This is a genomic window from Paenibacillus sp. FSL R10-2778 (assembly GCF_038593035.1).
GTDB lineage: Bacteria > Bacillota > Bacilli > Paenibacillales > Paenibacillaceae > Paenibacillus_AQ > Paenibacillus_AQ odorifer.
Genome location: NZ_CP151956.1, coordinates 1,083,263 through 1,103,740, shown reverse-complemented (window position 1 = coordinate 1,103,740; position 20,478 = coordinate 1,083,263). Strand labels below are relative to the sequence as shown.

19 protein-coding genes are annotated in these 20,478 nt (G+C 45.0%); 2 read left to right on the top strand and 17 right to left on the bottom strand.

Going from position 1 to position 20,478, the window contains the following annotated elements:
• Nucleotide 1 precedes the first annotated feature (1 nt).
• From NST40_RS04765 to NST40_RS04690, 16 genes are all read right to left on the bottom strand, one after another.
• Entirely contained in the window at nt 2–1,102 is a 1,101-nt protein-coding gene (locus NST40_RS04765) for a glycosyltransferase (protein WP_036676592.1), read from the bottom strand.
• A 61-nt stretch (nt 1,103–1,163) separates the two neighbouring features.
• Nucleotides 1,164–2,303: a glycosyltransferase family 4 protein gene (locus NST40_RS04760; protein WP_036676593.1), complete on the bottom strand. Its 1,140-nt coding sequence runs from the start codon at nt 2,301–2,303 to the stop codon at nt 1,164–1,166.
• Nucleotides 2,303–3,490: a glycosyltransferase family 4 protein gene (locus NST40_RS04755; RefSeq protein WP_036676596.1), complete on the bottom strand. Its 1,188-nt coding sequence runs from the start codon at nt 3,488–3,490 to the stop codon at nt 2,303–2,305. The genes NST40_RS04760 and NST40_RS04755 overlap by 1 nt, the downstream gene beginning before the upstream one ends.
• On the bottom strand, nt 3,477–4,334 hold the full coding sequence (locus tag NST40_RS04750) for a glycosyltransferase family 2 protein (protein ID WP_038568901.1): 858 nt from the start codon (nt 4,332–4,334) through the stop codon (nt 3,477–3,479). The genes NST40_RS04755 and NST40_RS04750 overlap by 14 nt, the downstream gene beginning before the upstream one ends.
• Nucleotides 4,335–4,360: 26 nt before the next feature.
• Nucleotides 4,361–5,746, bottom strand: a complete 1,386-nt coding sequence (locus NST40_RS04745) for an oligosaccharide flippase family protein (RefSeq protein ID WP_076129264.1) — start codon at nt 5,744–5,746, stop codon at nt 4,361–4,363.
• Entirely contained in the window at nt 5,712–7,190 is a 1,479-nt protein-coding gene (locus tag NST40_RS04740; protein WP_076129265.1) for an O-antigen ligase family protein, read from the bottom strand. Before NST40_RS04740 ends, NST40_RS04745 begins: the two co-directional genes overlap by 35 nt.
• Nucleotides 7,187–7,960, bottom strand: coding sequence for a WecB/TagA/CpsF family glycosyltransferase (locus NST40_RS04735; RefSeq protein WP_342410446.1), 774 nt, complete (start codon nt 7,958–7,960; stop codon nt 7,187–7,189). The genes NST40_RS04740 and NST40_RS04735 overlap by 4 nt, the downstream gene beginning before the upstream one ends.
• Complete coding sequence (locus tag NST40_RS04730; RefSeq protein ID WP_036676609.1) at nt 7,957–9,303, bottom strand: O-antigen ligase family protein; 1,347 nt, start codon at nt 9,301–9,303, stop codon at nt 7,957–7,959. Before NST40_RS04730 ends, NST40_RS04735 begins: the two co-directional genes overlap by 4 nt.
• 9 nt (nt 9,304–9,312) lie before the next feature.
• Complete coding sequence (locus NST40_RS04725) at nt 9,313–10,248, bottom strand: glycosyltransferase (RefSeq protein WP_036676610.1); 936 nt, start codon at nt 10,246–10,248, stop codon at nt 9,313–9,315.
• A 25-nt stretch (nt 10,249–10,273) separates the two neighbouring features.
• The gene (locus NST40_RS04720) at nt 10,274–10,966 is read right to left on the bottom strand and encodes a sugar transferase (protein WP_076129267.1); all 693 of its coding nucleotides are present in this window, start codon (nt 10,964–10,966) and stop codon (nt 10,274–10,276) included.
• 30 nt (nt 10,967–10,996) lie between these two features.
• The gene (galU, locus tag NST40_RS04715; protein WP_042185171.1) at nt 10,997–11,887 is read right to left on the bottom strand and encodes a UTP--glucose-1-phosphate uridylyltransferase GalU; all 891 of its coding nucleotides are present in this window, start codon (nt 11,885–11,887) and stop codon (nt 10,997–10,999) included.
• A gap of 83 nt (nt 11,888–11,970) precedes the next feature.
• Complete coding sequence (locus NST40_RS04710) at nt 11,971–12,612, bottom strand: CpsD/CapB family tyrosine-protein kinase (RefSeq protein ID WP_076129268.1); 642 nt, start codon at nt 12,610–12,612, stop codon at nt 11,971–11,973.
• Nucleotides 12,596–13,333 carry a Wzz/FepE/Etk N-terminal domain-containing protein gene (locus NST40_RS04705; protein WP_076129269.1) on the bottom strand — a complete coding sequence of 246 codons (738 nt, stop codon included), beginning with the start codon at nt 13,331–13,333 and terminating at the stop codon, nt 12,596–12,598. Before NST40_RS04705 ends, NST40_RS04710 begins: the two co-directional genes overlap by 17 nt.
• Before the next feature lie 265 nt (nt 13,334–13,598).
• Nucleotides 13,599–14,234 carry a response regulator transcription factor gene (locus tag NST40_RS04700; protein ID WP_036676623.1) on the bottom strand — a complete coding sequence of 212 codons (636 nt, stop codon included), beginning with the start codon at nt 14,232–14,234 and terminating at the stop codon, nt 13,599–13,601.
• A gap of 23 nt (nt 14,235–14,257) precedes the next feature.
• Nucleotides 14,258–15,904, bottom strand: coding sequence for an ATP-binding protein (locus NST40_RS04695; RefSeq protein ID WP_076129270.1), 1,647 nt, complete (start codon nt 15,902–15,904; stop codon nt 14,258–14,260).
• A 317-nt stretch (nt 15,905–16,221) separates the two neighbouring features.
• Complete coding sequence (locus NST40_RS04690; RefSeq protein ID WP_038568894.1) at nt 16,222–17,076, bottom strand: helix-turn-helix domain-containing protein; 855 nt, start codon at nt 17,074–17,076, stop codon at nt 16,222–16,224.
• Nucleotides 17,077–17,160: 84 nt separating this feature from the next.
• Here NST40_RS04690 and NST40_RS04685 point away from each other — a divergent pair, with 84 nt between their 5' ends.
• The gene (locus NST40_RS04685) at nt 17,161–19,092 is read left to right on the top strand and encodes a glycoside hydrolase family 20 zincin-like fold domain-containing protein (protein ID WP_342410444.1); all 1,932 of its coding nucleotides are present in this window, start codon (nt 17,161–17,163) and stop codon (nt 19,090–19,092) included.
• Nucleotides 19,093–19,145: 53 nt separating this feature from the next.
• Here the strand turns inward: NST40_RS04685 and NST40_RS04680 are convergent, their stop codons facing one another.
• On the bottom strand, nt 19,146–19,439 hold the full coding sequence (locus tag NST40_RS04680; protein ID WP_076137149.1) for a hypothetical protein: 294 nt from the start codon (nt 19,437–19,439) through the stop codon (nt 19,146–19,148).
• A 101-nt stretch (nt 19,440–19,540) separates the two neighbouring features.
• Here NST40_RS04680 and NST40_RS04675 point away from each other — a divergent pair, with 101 nt between their 5' ends.
• Nucleotides 19,541–20,476, top strand: coding sequence for a hypothetical protein (locus tag NST40_RS04675; protein ID WP_076218272.1), 936 nt, complete (start codon nt 19,541–19,543; stop codon nt 20,474–20,476).
• Nucleotides 20,477–20,478 lie beyond the last annotated feature (2 nt).

Here is a 20,478-nt window from a genome sequence, read left to right as displayed (position 1 = left end):
ATCATCCTCCTTTTAGAAAATTGACGTACGCCTGCTCAACATACTGCTTGAACTTAACCATAAACGCCTGCTCATCGAATTTACGTGCGTGCTCCATAATTTGATCGATATCCCAAGCGTAGGACTCTACCTCATAAATAGCCTTAAGTAGATCCTCCACTTCTTGATGCTGAAAGAACACACCATTTACATAAGGAATAATAGTATCTAGTGCCCCACCTGCTTGATAAGCAATTACCGGTCTTCCTGCAGCGTTCGCTTCCAGCGGTGTAATTCCAAAGTCCTCTTCTCCTGGAAAAATAAATGCTCTACACTGTGCCATCATTCCAGTTACTTGTTCATCTTCTAGCCGGCCCAGAAACGATACATTATCCTTAGCCATGCCTTCGAGACGCTTGCGATCCGGTCCATCCCCTACGATATAAAGCTTAAGACCGTTACGATTGAAAGCCTCTACTGCCAGATCAATCCGCTTGTAGGAAACAAGCCGGGAGACAATTAAATAGTAGTCACCAATGGTAGAAGAGCTTGTAAACCGGGCTGTATTAATCGGTGGAAATATGACATCTGCATCCCGGTGATAATAATTCTGAATTCTCGTCTTCACTACTGAAGAATTGGCTACGAACTGATTCACATTTTTGGAAGTCCGTTGGTCCCACGTTTTGAGCTGCTGCATGTATACCTTAAGCATTTTTTTGAACAGCCCGGAATTCGACTGACGTTCCATGTAGGTGTCATAATCCCATGCGAAGCGCATAGGCGTATGGCAGTAACAAAGATGAAACGTATGTTTAGGAACTTGAATACTTTTCATAAAAGCACTGCTGGAACTCAGGACGATATCGAAACCGCGAAAGTCCAAATCACGGATGGCCATTGGATAAAGTGGCAGCACCCCTTTAAAATTGGTCTTTACCCCGGGAATCTTTTGCAACCAGGAGGCACGGATATCCGCATCTTTGAGATTGTCAGTAAGGCGGCTTCCGTTAAAAACCGTTGTGTAGATTGGAGCCTCGGGATACATGTGATGAAAGACTTCCACCACTCTTTCCGCGCCGCCCATTTGGATTAAGTAATCGTGCGCTATCGCAATTTTCATGTGAATCATCCTCAAAGTTTTATGGAGCATCATCTTCAGAATTACCGCGTCATCTCATCTGTCAGGTGCCCGCCAACAAACCTTTATAGTAGTCAACGATGTCCTTGACCGTATTCTCGATAACAAAATGCTCTTTCACTCGTTTCATCCCATTGTCCGCCATCCGCCGTCTTTCCTCTGGGTGATCCAGCATCCATTTAATGGAGTCTGCCAGTATCGCCGCGTCACCAGGCTCTATCAGTAGCCCTGTCTCACCTTGAACTACAATTTCTACCGGCCCGCCTTCATTGGAGGCGATCACCGGCAATCCCGCTGCCATTCCTTCAACGATAACTTGGCCAAAAGGCTCAGGAGTTACCGAAGTGTGAATCAGTAAATCAGCAGTATTCATAAGGCCTTGGATATCATCCACATGCCCTAGCATGCTTACATTAGTAAGCTCGTCGTTTTTTATCTTTTGCAGCAATTCCTGCTTATAGGCCTCTTCTCCAAACAGAGCGTCTCCGGCCAGCCAGAATTTCACACGAGGTTCATTCTTAAAGCTTTTTGCGGCTTCCAGCACAATATGCTGACCTTTCCAATGCGCCAATCGACCAACTAGCAGTACGTTAAAATCCTTCTGGTCCCGCATACCGATTCCATTACCAATCGCTTTAGCAAAAGCGGAGTATACGACCAGCGTTTTTTTGGAACGCGGCAGCTCCAAAGCATTCAGCGTAGAATGTGAATTTGCGATGACTCCATTGGGGAGCAGACGCGACAGCAAACGAATACCTTTGGCAACGATTGGCTTTAAATAAGGAGCTCCAATATGATCCCGGATGTGCCAGATCAATGGAACGCCCGCTATTTTTGCAGCGATGGCTCCGTATAATGCAGATTTCAGGGAATTGGTGTGCACGCAATCTACCTTCTCCGCTTTTAAAAGCGGCGCAAGCTTGCGGCCATAAGCCAACAGCTTGAAGGCTGCAGCAGGTGCTCCCAAGTTGACTGCATTTCTACCACGACTTCTGATGCTCTCATCCAGCGGAATAATACGGACATCCATCCCTTTTTCTCGTAGCCGTTCAGCCAGGGCACCATCCTCAGCCAGGATTACCAGGGGATCGATCTGTTCTCCAATATGGGTAAGGATGTTAAACAGGGCAACTTCTCCACCACTCCATTTAGCAGTGTGATCTATATAGGCCACTCTAAGCATTACGTGGTCACCTCCTCTCCTAAAGCTTGTAGGAACACGGATTCTACTTGATCCGTAACATGCTCCCAGGTATATCTCTCCAGTACATGCTCCCTACATTCATCCCGGCTCGGAAGCAGTTTTCGATTGCTAAGCATATGGATCATGCCTTCAGCCATGTGATCGCTACTTGAACTCTTAAATAGCAGCTCCGGCCGGAAGCCTTGCAAAATTTCCTTATTGCCGCCAATCGGTGTAGCCATCACTGGCAATCCTGAAGATAAGGCTTCAACGGTAATCAAACCAAAGCCCTCCAATGCCTGTGAGGGAACCACGAACATGTCCGCTGCCTGATAATAAGAGGCCAGTTCATGATCAGGAATGTAGCCTAGCAGCCTTACCTTGTTGCTTAAGCCATAGTCGGCGATCTTTTCTTCCAGTTCCCCCCGCAACGGCCCTTTACCACCAATCAGCAGAATTGCATTCGGGAATCGCTCCGCAACTTGCTTCCAGGCTTCAAGCAGCTGGAGTAGTCCCATCCGATTGACCAACCGCCGGACAGTCAGCACGGTTGTTGCTCCCTCAGGTAAATTCAAGGTTCGGCGAATCGCCAATCGATTCGTAGCGGGGATAAAACGTTCCACATTAGCTGCGCCTGGAATCACAATAATTTTGTGTAGTGGCACTCCGTGCAGCTTATGGAGAATATCGCGGAACGTCTCACTAAGCACGATGAACTTATCCGCAAGCTTATAGGCTCTATGTTCAATGGATTTGGCGATGGTTGTTTTGACCCGGTGCTTAATGCCTTGGCCTTCGATTTTCATTTCTTCATTCCATGGGCCATGAAAAGTCATCACTACAGGAATCCCACGTTTCTTTGCTTCCAGGGCTGGACCAATACCATAAGGAGCAAAGTGAGTGTATAAAATATCTATACGGCCACTGCCCTCTCCCATCAGATCGGCCGCCTTACGCTGGAAAGCATCCTTACGTTTCCAGATCCCATCTTTTGGATCTCCGGCATTGTGAATAATCAATTCCTCAGGGGTAGCAGGCGTCTCTTGACTGCAAATCAGCGCATGCACCCGATTACGTGAGGAGAGTTGCTCGCAAACGGATTTGAAATACGTGTTAAGCCCACCCGGCTGTAGCGACGGCCAGCTAAGGCCTGTCGTCATAATGTTCAATCCGTCACTGTACGGCATAGCTTCTCTCTCCTTTATTCTCCTTCTCGGTCTGACTCGTCTTCGCATTGTGCTGAGTCAGCTTTCCCGATCTAATTAATTCATAATGCTTGAAGCCGACCATGAATTCATACATGACCCAGAATACGGATACTCCGAAACCTGACATTCCCTTCTTGAACAACCCGTGTAAGAAATACTTTTGCAGGAAACGGGCTGGTGGTCTTAACAGCAGATGACTGACCCGAAATCGTTTGCCCTTGGCATACGCACTTTCAGCTTCCAAGTCAGTGTACTTATTGAAACGTGCCACATGATCGTTAATACTGCGGTAACCATAATGCCAGAGGGTTCCTGTCAAACGTATGGTTCGCTCTTCAGAGACCTCGGGCATCTCGTGCACCAAGCTATTTCGAATGCCATACGCTTTGCGGTTGTAAAGGCGCACTAGATATTCGCCACGATCCAGCCATCTGCCCATAAAATCACCGATCCGGTAGATAGAATAGGCAACCGATTGATCCATAAGCCCCGGTTTCAGTTCAAGAATACTCGCGGCCAACTCGTCGCTGACCACTTCGTCAGTATCAATAAGGAAGACCCAATCATGAACCGCGCGTTCTACTCCGAACTCCCTCTGTTTCGCATATCCGGGCCAAGGGTTGACGTATACACGACAATTCAAGCTTTCAGAAAGCTGTACTGTCCCGTCTTTGCTGCCTCCGTCAATCACAACCACCTCGTCGGCGAATAACCTGCAGGATTGTATGGCCTTAGATATTCGAACTTCGTCATCCTGAGCGATGATGACAGCCGATATTGGATAATTGCCTTGGCCGCCTACCACGCTTTTTACTGAATCCATGAAGGTTTCCTCCTTTATCTTTCGCATTATCCATTCATATCCATAGGTTTCTTGCGAATGTAAGAATTCATCGTCGTCTTCATCCACTGAATGTCCTCCCGGGTAATGAGCAGCCGCGGAAGTTTAACTTTTAAGGTGTACTTTATATTGAGAACAATGAAGAAAAATCGCAGGATTGCTGATGACAACATCGCTATTCCTGCTCCGAGTAAGCCAAATTTAGGGATGAGCAGGAACAACATTGGGATAACCAAAAGTAAGCCGAAACCTTGAAGCATCGAAACCACTTTTGGCTTGCCTAACGCCATAAAGGCCTGCGCCAGAATGATCGTCCCTCCGCTAATGGTCACTTCAAGGAGCAATAAGCGAAACACGGTTAATGCCGCATTGAAGTCTTTGCCGTACATCAACGGAATTACTAAAGGGGCTAAGAGCATCAGGAATACTCCGCCAAGCATGGTGAAGGTCGTACTTATTCGGAAGGCTTTGAATGTTAACTCAACTGCCTGTTCTTTGGACAGCTCAGAAGCCTTAGGAAACAACACGATCGTAATTGAGCTTGAGAAAAAATTAACCATTCGTGATAGACTCACAGCCACTACATACAGCCCCAAATCAGCAGGTCTTAACAAACCGGCAATTACGATCTGATCGATATAGGTAGAGAAATTGCCAAGCAAGTCATTGCCGTAGGAACCAAGTCCGTAAGTAAACAATCTTTTTAAATTCTGATAGGCCCCTCTCATCTTCACCTTATAGGTACGAAGCAAGGAAATCGTCATTCCGATAAACAGCGGCGCTCCCGGAAGAAGATAGGCAACTGCAGTTGTAAATGGATTCATCTGATCCAGCGCGATCAATATCCCGATCATCGTCAGTGTAAGCAACGGCACTAGATAGCGAATCCAATTAAACCTCTTGTATTCGCCTCTGAATTGAAAAGCTGCATTGTTAATTTGAGAGATCACTATAATCGGACACAGAATCATAGACCACTGAGCAAAGGTCACGACCTCCGGACTGAAGGATTTCAGCCAATAAGGCAAGACCACGATACCTATAATCATCGCTATGACTCCAAAAATGGTACCGAGCAGCAATGCCATACGATAAAGCACTCCGGCATCCTCCGGATTTTTCTTAGCGTTATAGATGAGAGCTGAAGGAATGCCAAAGCTCATGCTAAACGCCAGAAACTGTGACCAGTTAATCATTGCCGTCTGTTCCCCACGACCTGTCGGTCCAAGATAACGTGCGGTCAGTACACCAGTTAACATGTTAATCAATAGGATCATGACACTGACAAACATAGTTTTTACGGCTGCCGAGCTGTTGTCCTTGCTCTTGGCGAACAGTCTAAAAGATGACCAGATTGTTCTAGCGGGGAGAGATTTTGCATTCAACTGCTGCATACGGTGTTCCCTTCCTTCTACTTTGAGTAATCTCCCTTGCGCTGAGGCCAAGACCGATCAGCATCCAGATTAAGTATCCCTTGAGTCCGGGAAACCCATTATCTGAAACTAGACTGACAATCGCACCGGTCCAAGTAGCTAACGCAAGTCGGGCGTAGGGCTGCAATTGGTCCCTGCTGATTACTCTAGCGAATATCTGTTTGACAACTGCGCCTAAAGCTCCGAAGAAGAAAACAGCACCCAGAACACCAAAGGTAAGCAGTAAAGCGATAACTCCGTTATCCATAATTCCGTACTCTCCAAGCTCGCCGTCATTACCAAGCTTAGTCCCTTGGCCTACACTACCAATTCCCTGACCTACTGGATTGGCGGCAACCATCGGCAGCATGTTTTGCCATAAGCTTAGCCGTTCATTATAAGAGTGATCTTCTTGAACAGAAGAAAGTGTCTCTACCCGAGCAACCAGTCCTTCGGCACCAGGCAATTTCGGCACAACCCAGAACAACGCAGCAGCCACAAAAACTAATTGGATCAAGGTTTTCCACTTTCCCTTAGAAGGAGAGGTTCCAATGTACATGAGCAGCATCACCAGGAGTATCAGCCATGCCGCACGTACCAAAGTAGTCAGCAGGCAGATTACAACTAGCAGAACGCCGATCCAGCGCAATGTTCCCCGCCATTTTTTCTCCAGTATCATCGGAACTAAAGCAAACGCTAAGAATGTTGCAGCCGGTCCGGGCGAATTCAGCGTAGAGAACACTCGGATTTCCAATGGATACGGATTTCCGATGGACATCATATCCGCATGTTTCATCCAGAACACATCCCAAGGTGGCACCGTCAAATACTGAACAATCCCGTAAATGGCTACTAGGACTGCAATATTGGCAAAAGCGGTAAGCAACCGATCGATATCCTTCGGCTTGAACTTCGTGACGGCAAAGTACGGCAATAACAGCAGTGGCACAATATAATTCGCTAAGTCATAAACTGAACCCATGCCATTCTTAGCCAGACCGATTAAAGCACCATAACCCAGCGCAACTGCGAACATTAACATGATCCGCGTGGAGGCTTTTTGAATATTATGAATCTCCTTCAGCAGCGGAATGATCAAGGTTACACCGGTTAACAAGGGAGCTAAGCTCAGCAAGGATACAGAGTGATACACTCCTTCTGACCAGTCAGCAATGCGGCGCAGCTCTGGAGCTACGGCCCAGATTAGCAAGGTATAAGCAACCAGCATTTTCGGTCTAAGTATAGCTAACAAGAAAGCTGGGAATAGGATGGCTGAGAGAATGGCTCCCTGCAGACTGTTCGATGAACTCAGCATCGCACTGGAGAAGCCGATGATCAGCGGAAGAGAGACACCTACAGCAGCAGTCCCCCCTATTAATCCAACTGTCTTGATGAACCTAAGTGATGGGGGCGTAAATACACTCATTCCAAGCCTCCTTCCTTCACCTTATCCCGCTTACGCAGTTCCTTAAGTAATAAAAGTAGAAATTGTGCATCGTCCACAAGATATCTTTTCCAGAGCCGGCCCGGCTCCTGGCTAAGCCGCCAGAACCATTCGAACCCTGTTTTTTGCATGAAGCTAGGCGCTCGTTTCACTGAGCCTGACAGAAAATCAAAGGTCGCTCCCACTCCGATCGATATCGGAGCTTGATAAGAGGTATAGTGGCGGTAAATCCACTTTTCCTGCTTAGGTGCTCCTACACCAACAAACACGATATCTGGCTGGCACTCTGTCAGCATTTCTATAATGCGTTCATTCTCCTCCTCATTGTGCTCGAATCCATAGGATGGAGAATAACAGCCAACCACATTTATTCCGGGATGTGCTGTTTTCAAATTCATCGCTGCCCGTTCCGCCACGCCTTCAGCTGAGCCTAAGAAGAACAGCCGGTACTTCCTTTGCTCAAAGGCGTTGCCCAATCGATTAAATAGATCCGCGCCGGATACCTTCTGCTTAAGCGGCTTGCCTAGCATTTTGGATGCCCAGATCAGTGGCATTCCGTCAGCAACAACTGCGCCTGCCTTCGAATATACCGTTTGAAATTCTTTATCCTTACGAAGATTGATCACATGATCTACATTGCAAGTGAGGATATAAGACTGATTCCTCTCCTGAATGGTTTTATCAATGTAATCAAGCAAATCCATGAAATCATAGTTATCAAAATTGACATCGAACATATTCACTTGACTCATCGTATCACTTCTTTTTGTGGGGAATCGGTTGGCTGTGAAGATCGATACAGGCAGTTCAGGTACCAACAGAACGGAATAATAAATTGGACCGTCGACAGCGTGTTATCGGAGAATGAGTAGATTAAAAACGCTGCAATAAATAACAGATAATAAGGTTTGATCGGCGGAGCCAATGCTCTGTACACCAGAATAAATACAGCCAATAAAGAGAACATCAACAGAATAGCGCCAATATATCCCCCATCGAAGTAAAAGCGGATATACTCGTTGTGCGGAACTACAAAACCCTTATACAATGTTCCATCATTTGCTACCGTCACTGCTCCAAGCCCTCTACCAGACCAAGGAGAGTCCGCAGCCTTGTTTAAGAAATACTCCCATGCCTCTGACCTTCCTGATAAATCAACAGCCGTATCTGTCTGTCTCTCAAAGGAACGTTTCTCAAAATTATCGAGCTGCCAGAAAACGGCGACCATAATCAGGAAAAATGCACCCATCAACGGAATTAGCAGATAGGTTCTGCCCTTCAAATATTGGCGGAGAATATCATAGAAGTAATAGAGAACGGTAAGTCCAAGTGCCAATATAGGCCCTCTTGTTCCTGTTCCAATCAAGATAAAGAAATTTAGAACTAACATGATATAGAAAAAGCGTGCTTGCTGCGGATTCCGCTTCACCTCTATAAATGGAATCGCTACTCCCATAAAGGCCAGCATCGCTAGATGCGCAGGAATATTAGCCCCCTGAATCCGTACAGCGCCTGTATACTCGATGTTGAGAAAATTATGAACATGCGCAAGCTGCAGCAACAAACCAACCACTACACTAACAAGGGGAAGCATACAGATAATTTTGATTTGCAGCTCGGCTACATTCTTTTTCCAGTTGATTAATAAAAATACGAATGGAATGGATAGACCGATAAAAGCTTTAACTGCAATGGATGAGGTCATTTCCGGCAGCCAGATCGAAGACCCAAAGGTAATCACCAGCAGCGCTACCATTGCCCACAAGGGGTGACTCAGACGAAACCGCAAGCCATTGACCAGAATACAAGGAACAAGCAGCATCACGATAACCAATTTATAAAGGGACAGTATCTCCATTCCGAACATGCTGCCATCATATAAAAAGTTAATCGATATTGCCGTCGTGATTAGAACGAAATAACTGATCAGTTCAGGCCGTGAAATCGAGATTCCCAGCAAAATTATCAGAAGCACGGCAGCTATCGCAATCATCGGCTGGTAGATGACCGCCGTTCCAAAGAACAGGGCCGACATGAGATAGAGCATCCCGTATGGCAAAACATTTAATTTGGAGCCCCACTCAAAATTTGTCATGTTAATCCCTCACCCCGCTGCGGAATGCCTCTCCCGATTGAGAATCATATGAAGCGTTCCACGAATACTCTCCAGCCTGCATTTATTCAAAAGCCTTCTTCCTTTACTTCTTGAGAGGATAGAATCAGCCAGGATATACACGAGCTTAGCGGCTGTCTTTCCCACTAGAAGCAGCTTGCCTTTTAGTCCTTCGCTTTTCATAGCGTTAGAGATACCTTGGCTATAATAGCGCCTCATAATCCAGTCTTCCGTCAAACGGGCCGCCGGAACGAAATGGTCAACCGCCATTTCCGGATGGTAGAGGATGGAATGCCCTTCTTTTTGAATCTGTCCGAATAACCAGGTCTCTTCACCAGAGAGCAGAGAATCACCCTTTCTTCCGAGATCTAGGGGAAAAAGACTGATGTCGAATACGAGCTTCCGCATCGCCATATTGGCCCCACAAGGATGAAGTTGCTTGGGATATTCCTTAATCCGGCTACCTAAATCAACAATCGTGTACGGAAGCTCAAAGGGTTTAATCAACCAGTCCGGACGTTTACTTTCAAATATCGGAGCGATTTTGCCTCCCATAGCCATGACCTCCGGTTTACTCTCGAAAGTACTGACAATCGTTGTTATCCAACGCTGGCAAGGTATGGCATCATCATCGAGAAAGGCAATCAGCGGCGATTTGGAAGCCAGAATTCCTGTATTTCTAGCCGCTGAAAGCCCCTGCATCGGCTCCATCATGTAGCGGATATCCACATCAGCTCCATGCTTTCCTATAAACTTTTTGACGCAAGCTTCAGTATCATCCTTGGAACAATTATCCACAACAATGATCTCCGCCTGCTCTAAGTGATCCAGCTTTAAAAGTGACTGAAGCGTCTTGATCAATAAAGGTGCTCTGTTGTAGGTACAGATGATAATGGAAAGCTTAGGAACGTCTCCGTATTCACGCATCGGCATTCACCTAATTTCCACATTATTAATAAGCATCTTTTGAACCGAGTAACATCAGTCCGGTTTTAGCAATGATTTTTAGATCCAGCATGGTGCTCCGAATATGGATGTAGGTTAAGTCCAGCTGTACCATTTCGTCGAAGCCGACACTGTTTCGGGCATTTACTTGCCAATATCCGGTACAACCTGGAGTAACCGTCAAACGCTGTTTGTCATAATCCGTATACTGAGCCACCTCTTCTGGAAGCGGAGGACGAGGACCGACCAGACTCATTTGACCTATCAGCACATTCCACAGCTGAGGTAGCTCATCGATGCTCGTCTTGCGCAGGAATCTCCCTATTTGTGTGATCCGCGGATCGTTCTTAATCTTGAACATGGCACCGCTCACTTCGTTATAGGCCATCAGGTTTTCTTTTAACTCCTCAGCGTTACTGACCATGGATCTGAACTTATACATCGGGAATTGCTTTTCATTCTTCCCAACCCGGTTTTGCCGAAAGAACACCTTTCCTTTCGGATCCTCCAGCTTGATCAGAATCGCCACGACAACAAATAATGGCATTAACACGAGAAGACCAAGAGCGGAAAAAAAGATATCGATCATCCGTTTCATTATCAAATAGGACTCTGCTTCTTTCCTTCTCTCATCGGTATGCAGCATGTAAAGTTTCGGCAGGACCGCCTCGTAGTCTTCCGGCAGTTTTTGCATGCTCATCCTCCTCATCTAAAATTTTGCGAACTCAACTTAACTACTCAAGCTGGTTTGTCCCATTTTATTCAGCCATTCCGCCATTGCATCCATCACCGGATAGCGCAAATCTTCGCTTTGCAGTGCAAATTCAAGTGTTGTCAAAATATATCCAAGCCGCTCGCCGACATCATATCTTGTTCCGTCAAAATTATAGGCATATACCCGTTCGCTCTGATTCAGCTTCTGAATGGCATCTGTCAACTGGATCTCTCCGCCAGCGCCTTCTTCCATCAAATCGAGATACTTAAAGATCTTCGGCGTAAACACATACCGGCCCATGATCGCTAGATTGGAAGGTGCCGTACCTAGTGGCGGCTTCTCTACAAAATTGTTAACCCGATACAATTTACCGTCCTGCAAATCCGGTTCAATAATACCGTAACGATTCGTGAATTCATCAGGAATCTCTTGAACTCCGATAACCGAGTTTTGTGTTTCTTCATATTGATCGATCAGCTGCTTAAGGCAAGGTACGGCTCCTGTGACGATATCATCGCCTAACATGACACCGAATGGCTCATCTCCGATAAACCGTCTTGCACACCATACGGCATGCCCGAGACCCTTCGGTTCTTTCTGGCGGATATAGTGAATTTCTACCTTAGCTGAACGTTGAACCTCTTTAAGCAGATCCAGCTTTCCATCTTCCAGAAGCCTAGACTCCAGCTCAAACGCATTGTCAAAATGATCCTCAATGGCTCTTTTACCTTTACCAGTAACAATGATGATATCTTCAATACCGGAAGCAATAGCTTCCTCAACAATGTATTGAATGGTTGGTTTATTGATAATCGGAAGCATTTCTTTAGGCATGGCTTTCGTTGCAGGAAGAAAGCGCGTACCTAGTCCTGCCGCGGGTATGATTACTTTTTTTACCTTTTTCATCGCACTTTACCTCCTAAAAGTTTTGTGAGCATTAGCTTCAATGATTTGACTTCGTACAAAACTCACTTCGAAAGCATAAACATTTACTTCGCCTGGTTCATGGCAATTCCGATTAGATTAGAGCCGGTCTGTTCAAGCAGCGTCTTCGCTTTGCGAATCGATTCCCGTTTGGACTTTCCGTATCTGGCCACCAGAATCACGCCGTCCGCTTGAGGTGCCAATATACGAGCATCACTGAAATCGACTGCCGAAGGAGAATCCAGCAGGATCAGATCGTAGTTTTCTTTTAGTTCCTCAAGCAAAGCGGTCATTTTGGGGTTTCCCAGCAAATCCGGCGGACTAACATGAGTTTTTCCCGCCGGGATGACTGACAGATTGGCTAAGTTTCCGAGGACTGCGATGTTATCTGCTTCCTCTTGCCCACTTAAATAAGCCGCAAGCCCGTCACTCCCCTCTACTTCAAACACGGTATGAAGACCGGGATGTCTCAGATTGCAGTCAACCACCGCTACCTTCTTGCCGTCCTGGACGAAAGAAACCGCGAGATTCGACAAGATTGTCGTCTTGCCTGCCCCAGCTTCTGCTGATGTAAAGAGCAGCACTTTTCCACCGCCGCCCTGCGCTAGTTCAAGCTGACGTATATATGTGCGCAGTGATCGGAACGATTCGGAGATATGCGAGGATGGATTAACGTCTGTAACCAGACTCTTATTTAGCCGCAACATAAGCACCCTCCTTCACTCTGGTGTCGCCTGCCGCCTTACCCAAATCACGTTTGCGAATGGTTGCGATCGAAGCAATTACCGGTAGACCAAGGTCATATTCCGCTTCCTTTTCAGACCTTAATGTGCCATTAAGTGTTTCCATCAGCAAAATAATTCCTAATGCAGCCATAAGGGATACAACAAAGCTAATGATGAGATTCATCGCAAACCCGCCGTTCGAGGGCCCTGGAACATCAGTCGGATCGGCCGGTGTCAGCAAGGTAACATTGTCTACCCTCATCAGCGACGGCAATTCTCGAATGAATGTCTGCGATACCGCATTTACGATCCCGGCAGCTTTGGTGTAGCTTTCATCCTGAACATTGAGGTTGATCACCTGACTCTTCTCTGAGGTTTTAATCTCAAGCTTCTGACTTAGTTCATCGGCCGTGAGACCAAACTCCGGGTGATTTTCTATTACGCTTTTCATGATGGTTGGTGATTTCATAATTTCCTTGTAACTCTCAATTAAATTCAGGCTAAAGCTCAAATCGTTAAGATTGTTGCTCTCGGGAGCTTTGGCGATGTTGTTGACAAGCAGCTGTCCGGAAGCGGAATAGACGGGTTCAACGAAGTTTTTGCTAACATAGTAAGTCGTAGCACAGGAGATCAAAACGAACACCATGATGAGCCAAAACCTTTTTTTAATCAGGTTAATGTAATCCAGAATCGTCTTTTCCACAGTAACCCTCCTTCCGCTAAAATTACATTCTGAAAGCATTCATGAAAGTTTCAGTTGTTGCTTTAATTCTATCAATCCACACCATTCGCCACATGGCTCATACCATCACTTTCCTCTTCACTTTGGAGTAAGACGTTATACCTCTTAAGAGGGGGATTAGGTATACTTTAGTGCCATATATAGGGCTAATTTAAGTTTTAACGCACAAAAAAACACGGACAACCTGTCCGTGTTCATGTACAATGCTTACGAATTATTTCAATTTTCACTCGTATGACATTTCATATTTGGTTAATCCGACAGCATTTGCATAAAGCGCTGCCTGTGTACGATCAGCCACCTGTAATTTTGCTAAAATCTGACTGACATGCTTTTTCACCGTAAATTCGCTAATGAAAAGACGTGAAGCAATTTCTCTGTTGCATGCGCCCTGTCCCAGCTCGATCAGGACTTCCTTTTCTTTGGGTGTCAATTCATCCGTTGGGCTGCTTCCACTCATGCGCATTTTATCTTCCATCAGACCAGGATCGTAATACTTTCTTCCCTTGTGCACCAATTGGATAGCAAACAGTAACTCCTCAGGCAACGCCTCTTTCAGTACATATCCATCTACCAGTACTTCTTCAGCCTTCAGGAAATCCTCTCTGCTCGCAGATGACGTCAACAAAATGAACTTACTAACGATACCACGAGCACGTGCTGTCTTAATGACATCCAATCCCGATTCATCTGCTAGCTTAAGATCAATCAATACGAGATCAGGCTGCGTCTCCTCAATCACAAGAAGCGCTTCTTGGCCATTCGTTGCCTCACCTGCAAACTGCACATTCGGCTGCATTGAAATGACAGATGCCAGTCCTCTTCTAACTAAAGGATGATCATCTACAATGACGATTTTCACAGAAACGACCTCCCGCCTAAAGTTTATGCATTCTTTAATTCAGCTACACCGACAGGAATCGAAATCATAATTCTTGTTCCTGTGCTCTCATTACTGGACAACTGAAAGTCGCCGCCGAGCGACTGGGTCAAATATTGCATATTCTTCATGCCAAGTCCGCTTACACTATCTTCAGATTCAATCCATAACAAATCAGTATCAAAACCAACACCATTATCACAAATCAATAATCGAATCCAAGTCGGCTTCAGAGACAGTTCTACCTCCACTCGACTGGCAGCACCATGCCTGATGGCATTACCAGTGGCTTCGGAGATAATCCGAAAAAGCGCTTTGTGGTAAGGATAAGGGAGACTGAAATCATCGCCCGTTATTTTTAAATCAATATCAACATCATTTAACCTGGATAAGCTCTTCAAATGTGATCTTACCATGCCCAACCAAGTAGGACCGCCACTCTTCTTGGAGCTAAGACTGTAGATCGTGATCCGCAGTTCTTTAGCAACCTTTGTGGCAGAATCATGAATAAGCTCTATTTGTTCTTCTAGCTCATGATCTGACATTCTCTTCCACGATTCCTTCAGCGAATGCGTCGCATACACAATACCAAAAAGGCTCTGCGATACACTGTCGTGCATTTCATCCGCAATCCGGTTCTGTTCGTTCGTGATGATCAACCGGTTCTCGATCACACCAAGCTCATGTCTTTCAAGAATATTCGCACTTAGCTCAGATAAGAATATCAATTGTTGAATATACCATCTGCGGCCTTCCAGCCCCTCTGTAGACTCCAGCTTGAGTCCAATCATCCCTACAAAACGGGTGCTCATCCGTACAGGCATCAGCAGGAAATCTCCTAATCCCGGCAGATTTCTAAAAATAGGCTCTCGCTGCAATCTCCATTCATGCTCATGTTTTCCCAGTTCTGAGAATAGGAACTGTTCCTCTTCCTGCTGCCAGCCGGTCTGCCTGCTCTGCGGAGCTGGTTCTCCGCTTTTCTTGGCGAACCAAAACAAAGCCTTATCCAGCTTCGTTAGCTTAACAACATAATCGGTGATCACTTGACCGATATTCATGAAATCATGTTGGCTTGAGGTTTCCACGATATGGTACAGGGATTTGATATGCTCCATCGTCTCTTTCGTGCGGGCATTCGATTCTTCACGTTGCCGCTTCATCCGATTAACGATCTGCATTATTATAACCGTAAGTACCAGTGTTAGAAACAGATTCCCATTTATAAATACAATTTCCAGAAAATTTCTGTTCGCAGAATTGATAAAAAAATAACAGAGCACCGCAAAAATACTGATGTAGCTTAAGAGCAACGACCATCCAAAATAAATGGACAATGACCCTGCAGCAATCAATACAGGATTTAGCACATAAAGCCTAAAAGAGCTTTCGTACCCACCCGTAAACAAGGTCAATGCGATAATTCCCACCATCTCTATACTAACAGCCAGGACGAGAGTCTTCGGCCTGCTGCGTAGCCTTCGATAACAAAATGAGAACGTTTGTGCAAACATAACAAGTATAGCAATAATAAGTGATTTATAAATTATGGAAGGTCCCGTCTGATCTAGAAGATACATGAGTGATGTGAGGGACAATGAAAAATACCTGTAATACGCAATCAGTTTGTCTTCTGCAGTTGGTTTGATTTTCATCCCACCACCCTATTCTCCAGTTTTTTGGAAAATGTAAGATTGTACTGTGCTCGATAAAAGCATCATACATGAGAAAAATCACAATAACAAGTTGACATTTCCCATGTTTGCGCTTCCATTTGAAAAATAGTTACAAAAAATTTATTATTTTTTTAGTAGGTTTTATCACTAAAATTTGGAATTTTATCCACTATAGTTAATAAGAACTAACGTATTTATGTAATATTAATCCATAATTTTCAACATATCTTATAAAACGACAACAATTATACAAATTATAACAATTGCTGTTGGGACTCTAGTAGGATGATGTCGATTTAAATGTTATTCCGGCAAAGCTGGGGTGCGATCCCCATATATTTTTTAAATAAACGAGAAAAATAGAACGGATCATTATAATGAAGCATACTAGAAATTTCCTTAATTTGTAATGAGGTGTTGAAAAGCAACTTTTTGGCTTCCGCCATTTTTAGACGGTGAATATATTCATGAAGCGGGTATCCACTGCTGCGCCGAACAAGACGACGAAGCGTAGACATCGAAACATGATGTTTTGCCGCTATTTGTTCTAGGTCCATTTCACCATAAATGCATAAGTTCAGGTCTTCCCGAATCTGACGCATATAATCAGCCTGAGAATTCCAACTTTTTTCTTCTATTATAAAAGAACACTCCAGCAGCATTCTTTCGAGCAATAATGCTGCCCGATCCGCATCTACAGGTTCTCCGCTCTCCATCCGTTCCAGCACTTCTTCAAATAAGGTAGTAAGACCTACTATAGATTGGGCTTGAAAAACATTTCCCCCGGCTATGAGGCCCGATTCCAGCCATTCCGATACACGCGTGCCATTAAAGTTAATATAATACTCATCCCAGCTGCCTCCCGGTGGTGGACCAAAGTTATAACTGTAACCTGGGCGGAAAAAGTATAAGCTGCCTTCACGTACCTGCTGCTCTTTTCCCCCAATCTCCATGTAGGAGCCACTACCTGACACTATGTAAACAATGGCCCAGTGCTCAAAAACTACACCTGAACGGAATAACGTTCTTCCTGGCAGATGTCCTGCCTGTCCCACCCTTATATTCTTGAGCTTCAGCTTGGAGGATTCAACCTTCGGATCAATAATTCTTATTGGATATGGACTGATCATATAATCCATGTGCTTGGACATTATAGGCATTCCTCCCCTTGTTTAGTAGTGATAAGGTTATTGTGAAGATGATCATATTCTACATGAATAAGAGGTGTCCACGCTATGCTTAATCATTCTACACTACTGCTTTTCCCTAATCCGCGTGAAATCACATTGTCACAAGGCTCCTTCCATTTCCCAACAAGCGGAAGCATCGTGCTTCCTAATATGGAAGAACAATCTGCCATGCCAGCTGCACGAAAACTACAGGAAGTGATTGCACAAGCATTGAATCTGCAGCTGACTTTATCCATTGGCTTACGTCCAACCGTTGTATCTGTCTGTAACTTTAACTATGTGCCATTATTGTCTGCACAGGCGTATGAGATTGTTGTCGATCAGAAGGGTATCGTTGTCTCCTATAGCTCTCCTGTAGGCGCCTTCTACGCAGCAGCAACCCTGAAACAAATCATAGAACAAAGTGGAAAATCTATACCTCAGCTGCATATTCGCGATGAACCTGATTTTGGAGCCAGAGGCCTGCTCATAGATATCAGCCGCAATAAAATCCCGAAGCAAGAAACCTTGTACCGGATCATTGACCTTATGGCTGATTTGAAAATGAATGAACTTCAGCTATATATAGAAGGTGCTCCGTTCGCTTATGAATCCTTCCCTCAAGTCTGGGAGCTTGAAACCCCAATTATCGGAGAGGAAATCCTGCTTCTGGATGCCTATTGCAAAGCACGTTATATAGAGCTTGTTCCCAATCAGAACAGCTTTGGGCATATGGAGGGCTGGCTCTCTCGTCCAGAATTCAACGCTTTAGCTGAAATTCCCGAAGGCTTTATGCTTCCGAAGAATTTGTATGCGCAGGACGTTTATCCAGAAGGCTTATTTATGCACCCTGGTACTTTTGATACCGAAGATCCTAATGTACTACCTCTGCTAGACAAAATGTTTGACGATCTGCTGCCCTACTTTAGCTCCAATCAGTTTAATGTAGGCTGCGATGAGACCTATGAACTCGGCCTTGGTAAAAACAAAGCTCTGGCTGAAGCTCAAGGCAAAGGTCAACTCTATTTATCATTCCTGCAAAAAATTTATGAGTTGGTTACAAAACGTGGCAAAACGATGCAATTCTGGGGCGATATCATTATCCAGCATCCCGAACTGATTCCTCAGCTTCCTAAGGATATTATTGCTATGGAATGGGGTTATAGCGCGGAGCATCCCTTCGAGTCCGATACACTCAAATTCCGTGAAGCAGGTATTCCTTTTTATGTCTGCCCAGGCACCAGCTCATGGAACTCCATTACAGGACGCACGGACAATATGTTAGCCAATCTGCGCAGTGCAGCTATTCATGGCAAAAACAACGGTGCTATCGGTTATCTCATTACGGATTGGGGAGATTTTGGACACTGGCAGCATCTGCCGGTCAGCTATGCCGGCTTCGCCTACGGCGCAGCCCTATCCTGGAGTGTAGATCATAATCTGGAAGCAGATACTGCACAGTATTTAAATAGATTTATTTTTGCAGATCGTTCTGAGGGAATTGGCCAGCTGCTCCTGGATCTCGGCAATTACTATCAGCTTGAATCCAGTATCAACCGTTCGAATGATGCAGAAATGTCCCTGCTGCTGCGTACCCATCTGGACAATTTCCTAATCATAGAGAAGCTTACTGAGGAACACTTCAATCATCTCGAAGAATATCTGCTCTCCATTGAGGCGCGGCTATCGGGGCTAGATCTTCAATGCGAGGATGCTGCTCTTGTGCTGAAAGAATTGAGTAATGGCATCCATTTCGTGAAGCATGCTGTGCAGCTTGGCAGAATCAAGCTACAGTTGACATCAGCACCAGATTCGCTTGATCCTGCGCTGATTACGAAGCAAATCAATGATCTTGATGTACTCCTTCACCAATATCGTCTCTTGTGGACGGAACGCAACCGGCTCGGCGGCTTGGAGCAAAGTATCTCGAAACTTCAACGCCTGCGTAGTCAATATGAAGCATTAAAATCAGAGCTCTCCGCATCCGTAAGTTCCTAATCCCTCTTATTAAGATTCTCTATATAGCTGCTGTTGGGTAATCGAACGTTGAACTAACGTTTTCGGTTCGCCCAGCGCAGCTCTTCATATTGATTCTCAAGCATCTCCCGCTCACGTTGCTCGTGTTGTTCCCTTCCAATTCCCTCCTGCTGGCTTTCCTCATCCTCATAGATTCGCCATAGGTCAGAGAACAGATAGTCTTTGATTTCTACCACTTTTCCCTGCAGGATTCCGTTTATCCAAAAAAGTCCTGTGGAGGTACGCATAACCATGCGGCCATCCGGTGTTTCCGCCTTTTGACCCATTCGAATCGCCATAAGCATTTGGCCGAAAGTATACCATTCCATATTTGCTAATACCTCCTAAATTTTAGTTGTAATGGAATAAAGAGAAAGCTATAATCAGGGCAAAAGAACCATTTTCGTAAAAATTTTATAGGAGGGTTGTTATGGATTGGCTAAATGACTACGAAGATGAACTACGCTTGGTATTCCAAGAAAGCAGACGGATTATTTCCGAATTTCCAGAACCTCTAAATCAACAAGGTATGTCCTATCTTGAGCATTTTAACGTATTTAACGCTGAAAGCCACAAAAACTACATATGTTATCTTTTACCCTTTTGGCTGCAGAAGGGATGCGGAATCTCTGCAGAGGTTACTCGCCAGATGTCGATGGGCAACGTCTTTTTTATGTTGTATTTCTTCATACAGGATGACCTGATGGACAGCCAAGAATCCTCCGCATACGAAAAATTGCCCTTGGCAAATTTGCTTTATGTCGAATTTTTAAATATCTACCGGATACTATTTCCGGAGCCATCCGCTTTCTGGATCTTATTTAATCGTTATATCATGGAGTGGGCAGATAGTGTTAGCAACGAAAATACCAGTGACTATTTTCTTAATGATCGGGTCAAAATTGCCTATAAAGCCAGTCCGCTCAAGCTATCCAGCACTGCTGCCCTTCTGATGTCTGGAAAGAGTGATTTAGTGCCGCAAGCTGAAGAGCTTATCCATTCAGTTTTGCTTACACTGCAAATGCTGGATGACTATGAGGACTGGAAAGAAGATTTATCCGCGGGCAACTATAATTGTCTTCTCTCCCTAACTCGCAAACATCTGCCAAACAGCAGTGCAGCTAAACTGACTTCGCAAGAGGTCGAATTTTATCTATTCACTGCAAATGGTCTACATACCTATACGCAATTAGCACACGACACACATAACAAAGTTACAGCTTCCGACCTTGATGCCCCTCATCTTATTGCGTTCCATTCCATGCTAGTAAGTAACTTACAGCAGATCTCTGATTCCATCGAAGCGGACAAGCAGCTCTTGCTAAACGGAGGATTATATCATTGGTTGTCAAAAAATGTCCATTAATT

Bases quoted from the DNA above. Each gene is read 5' to 3' on its own strand.
- NST40_RS04695 (WP_076129270.1), bottom strand. From the start codon at position 15,904: ATGAAAATCAAACCAACTGCAGAAGACAAACTGATTGCGTATTACAGG.
- NST40_RS04745 (WP_076129264.1), bottom strand. From the start codon at position 5,746: ATGCAGCAGTTGAATGCAAAATCTCTCCCCGCTAGAACAATCTGGTCA.
- NST40_RS04725 (WP_036676610.1), bottom strand. From the start codon at position 10,248: ATGCGTGAATACGGAGACGTTCCTAAGCTTTCCATTATCATCTGTACC.
- NST40_RS04675 (WP_076218272.1), top strand. From the start codon at position 19,541: ATGGATTGGCTAAATGACTACGAAGATGAACTACGCTTGGTATTCCAA.
- NST40_RS04735 (WP_342410446.1), bottom strand. From the start codon at position 7,960: ATGAGTCAAGTGAATATGTTCGATGTCAATTTTGATAACTATGATTTC.
- NST40_RS04680 (WP_076137149.1), bottom strand. From the start codon at position 19,439: ATGGAATGGTATACTTTCGGCCAAATGCTTATGGCGATTCGAATGGGT.
- NST40_RS04765 (WP_036676592.1), bottom strand. From the start codon at position 1,102: ATGAAAATTGCGATAGCGCACGATTACTTAATCCAAATGGGCGGCGCG.
- NST40_RS04720 (WP_076129267.1), bottom strand. From the start codon at position 10,966: ATGAGCATGCAAAAACTGCCGGAAGACTACGAGGCGGTCCTGCCGAAA.
- NST40_RS04710 (WP_076129268.1), bottom strand. From the start codon at position 12,612: ATGTTGCGGCTAAATAAGAGTCTGGTTACAGACGTTAATCCATCCTCG.
- NST40_RS04690 (WP_038568894.1), bottom strand. From the start codon at position 17,076: ATGTCCAAGCACATGGATTATATGATCAGTCCATATCCAATAAGAATT.
- NST40_RS04760 (WP_036676593.1), bottom strand. From the start codon at position 2,303: ATGCTTAGAGTGGCCTATATAGATCACACTGCTAAATGGAGTGGTGGA.
- NST40_RS04685 (WP_342410444.1), top strand. From the start codon at position 17,161: ATGCTTAATCATTCTACACTACTGCTTTTCCCTAATCCGCGTGAAATC.
- NST40_RS04740 (WP_076129265.1), bottom strand. From the start codon at position 7,190: ATGAGTGTATTTACGCCCCCATCACTTAGGTTCATCAAGACAGTTGGA.
- galU (WP_042185171.1), bottom strand. From the start codon at position 11,887: ATGAAAAAGGTAAAAAAAGTAATCATACCCGCGGCAGGACTAGGTACG.
- NST40_RS04730 (WP_036676609.1), bottom strand. From the start codon at position 9,303: ATGACAAATTTTGAGTGGGGCTCCAAATTAAATGTTTTGCCATACGGG.
- NST40_RS04750 (WP_038568901.1), bottom strand. From the start codon at position 4,334: ATGGATTCAGTAAAAAGCGTGGTAGGCGGCCAAGGCAATTATCCAATA.
- NST40_RS04755 (WP_036676596.1), bottom strand. From the start codon at position 3,490: ATGCCGTACAGTGACGGATTGAACATTATGACGACAGGCCTTAGCTGG.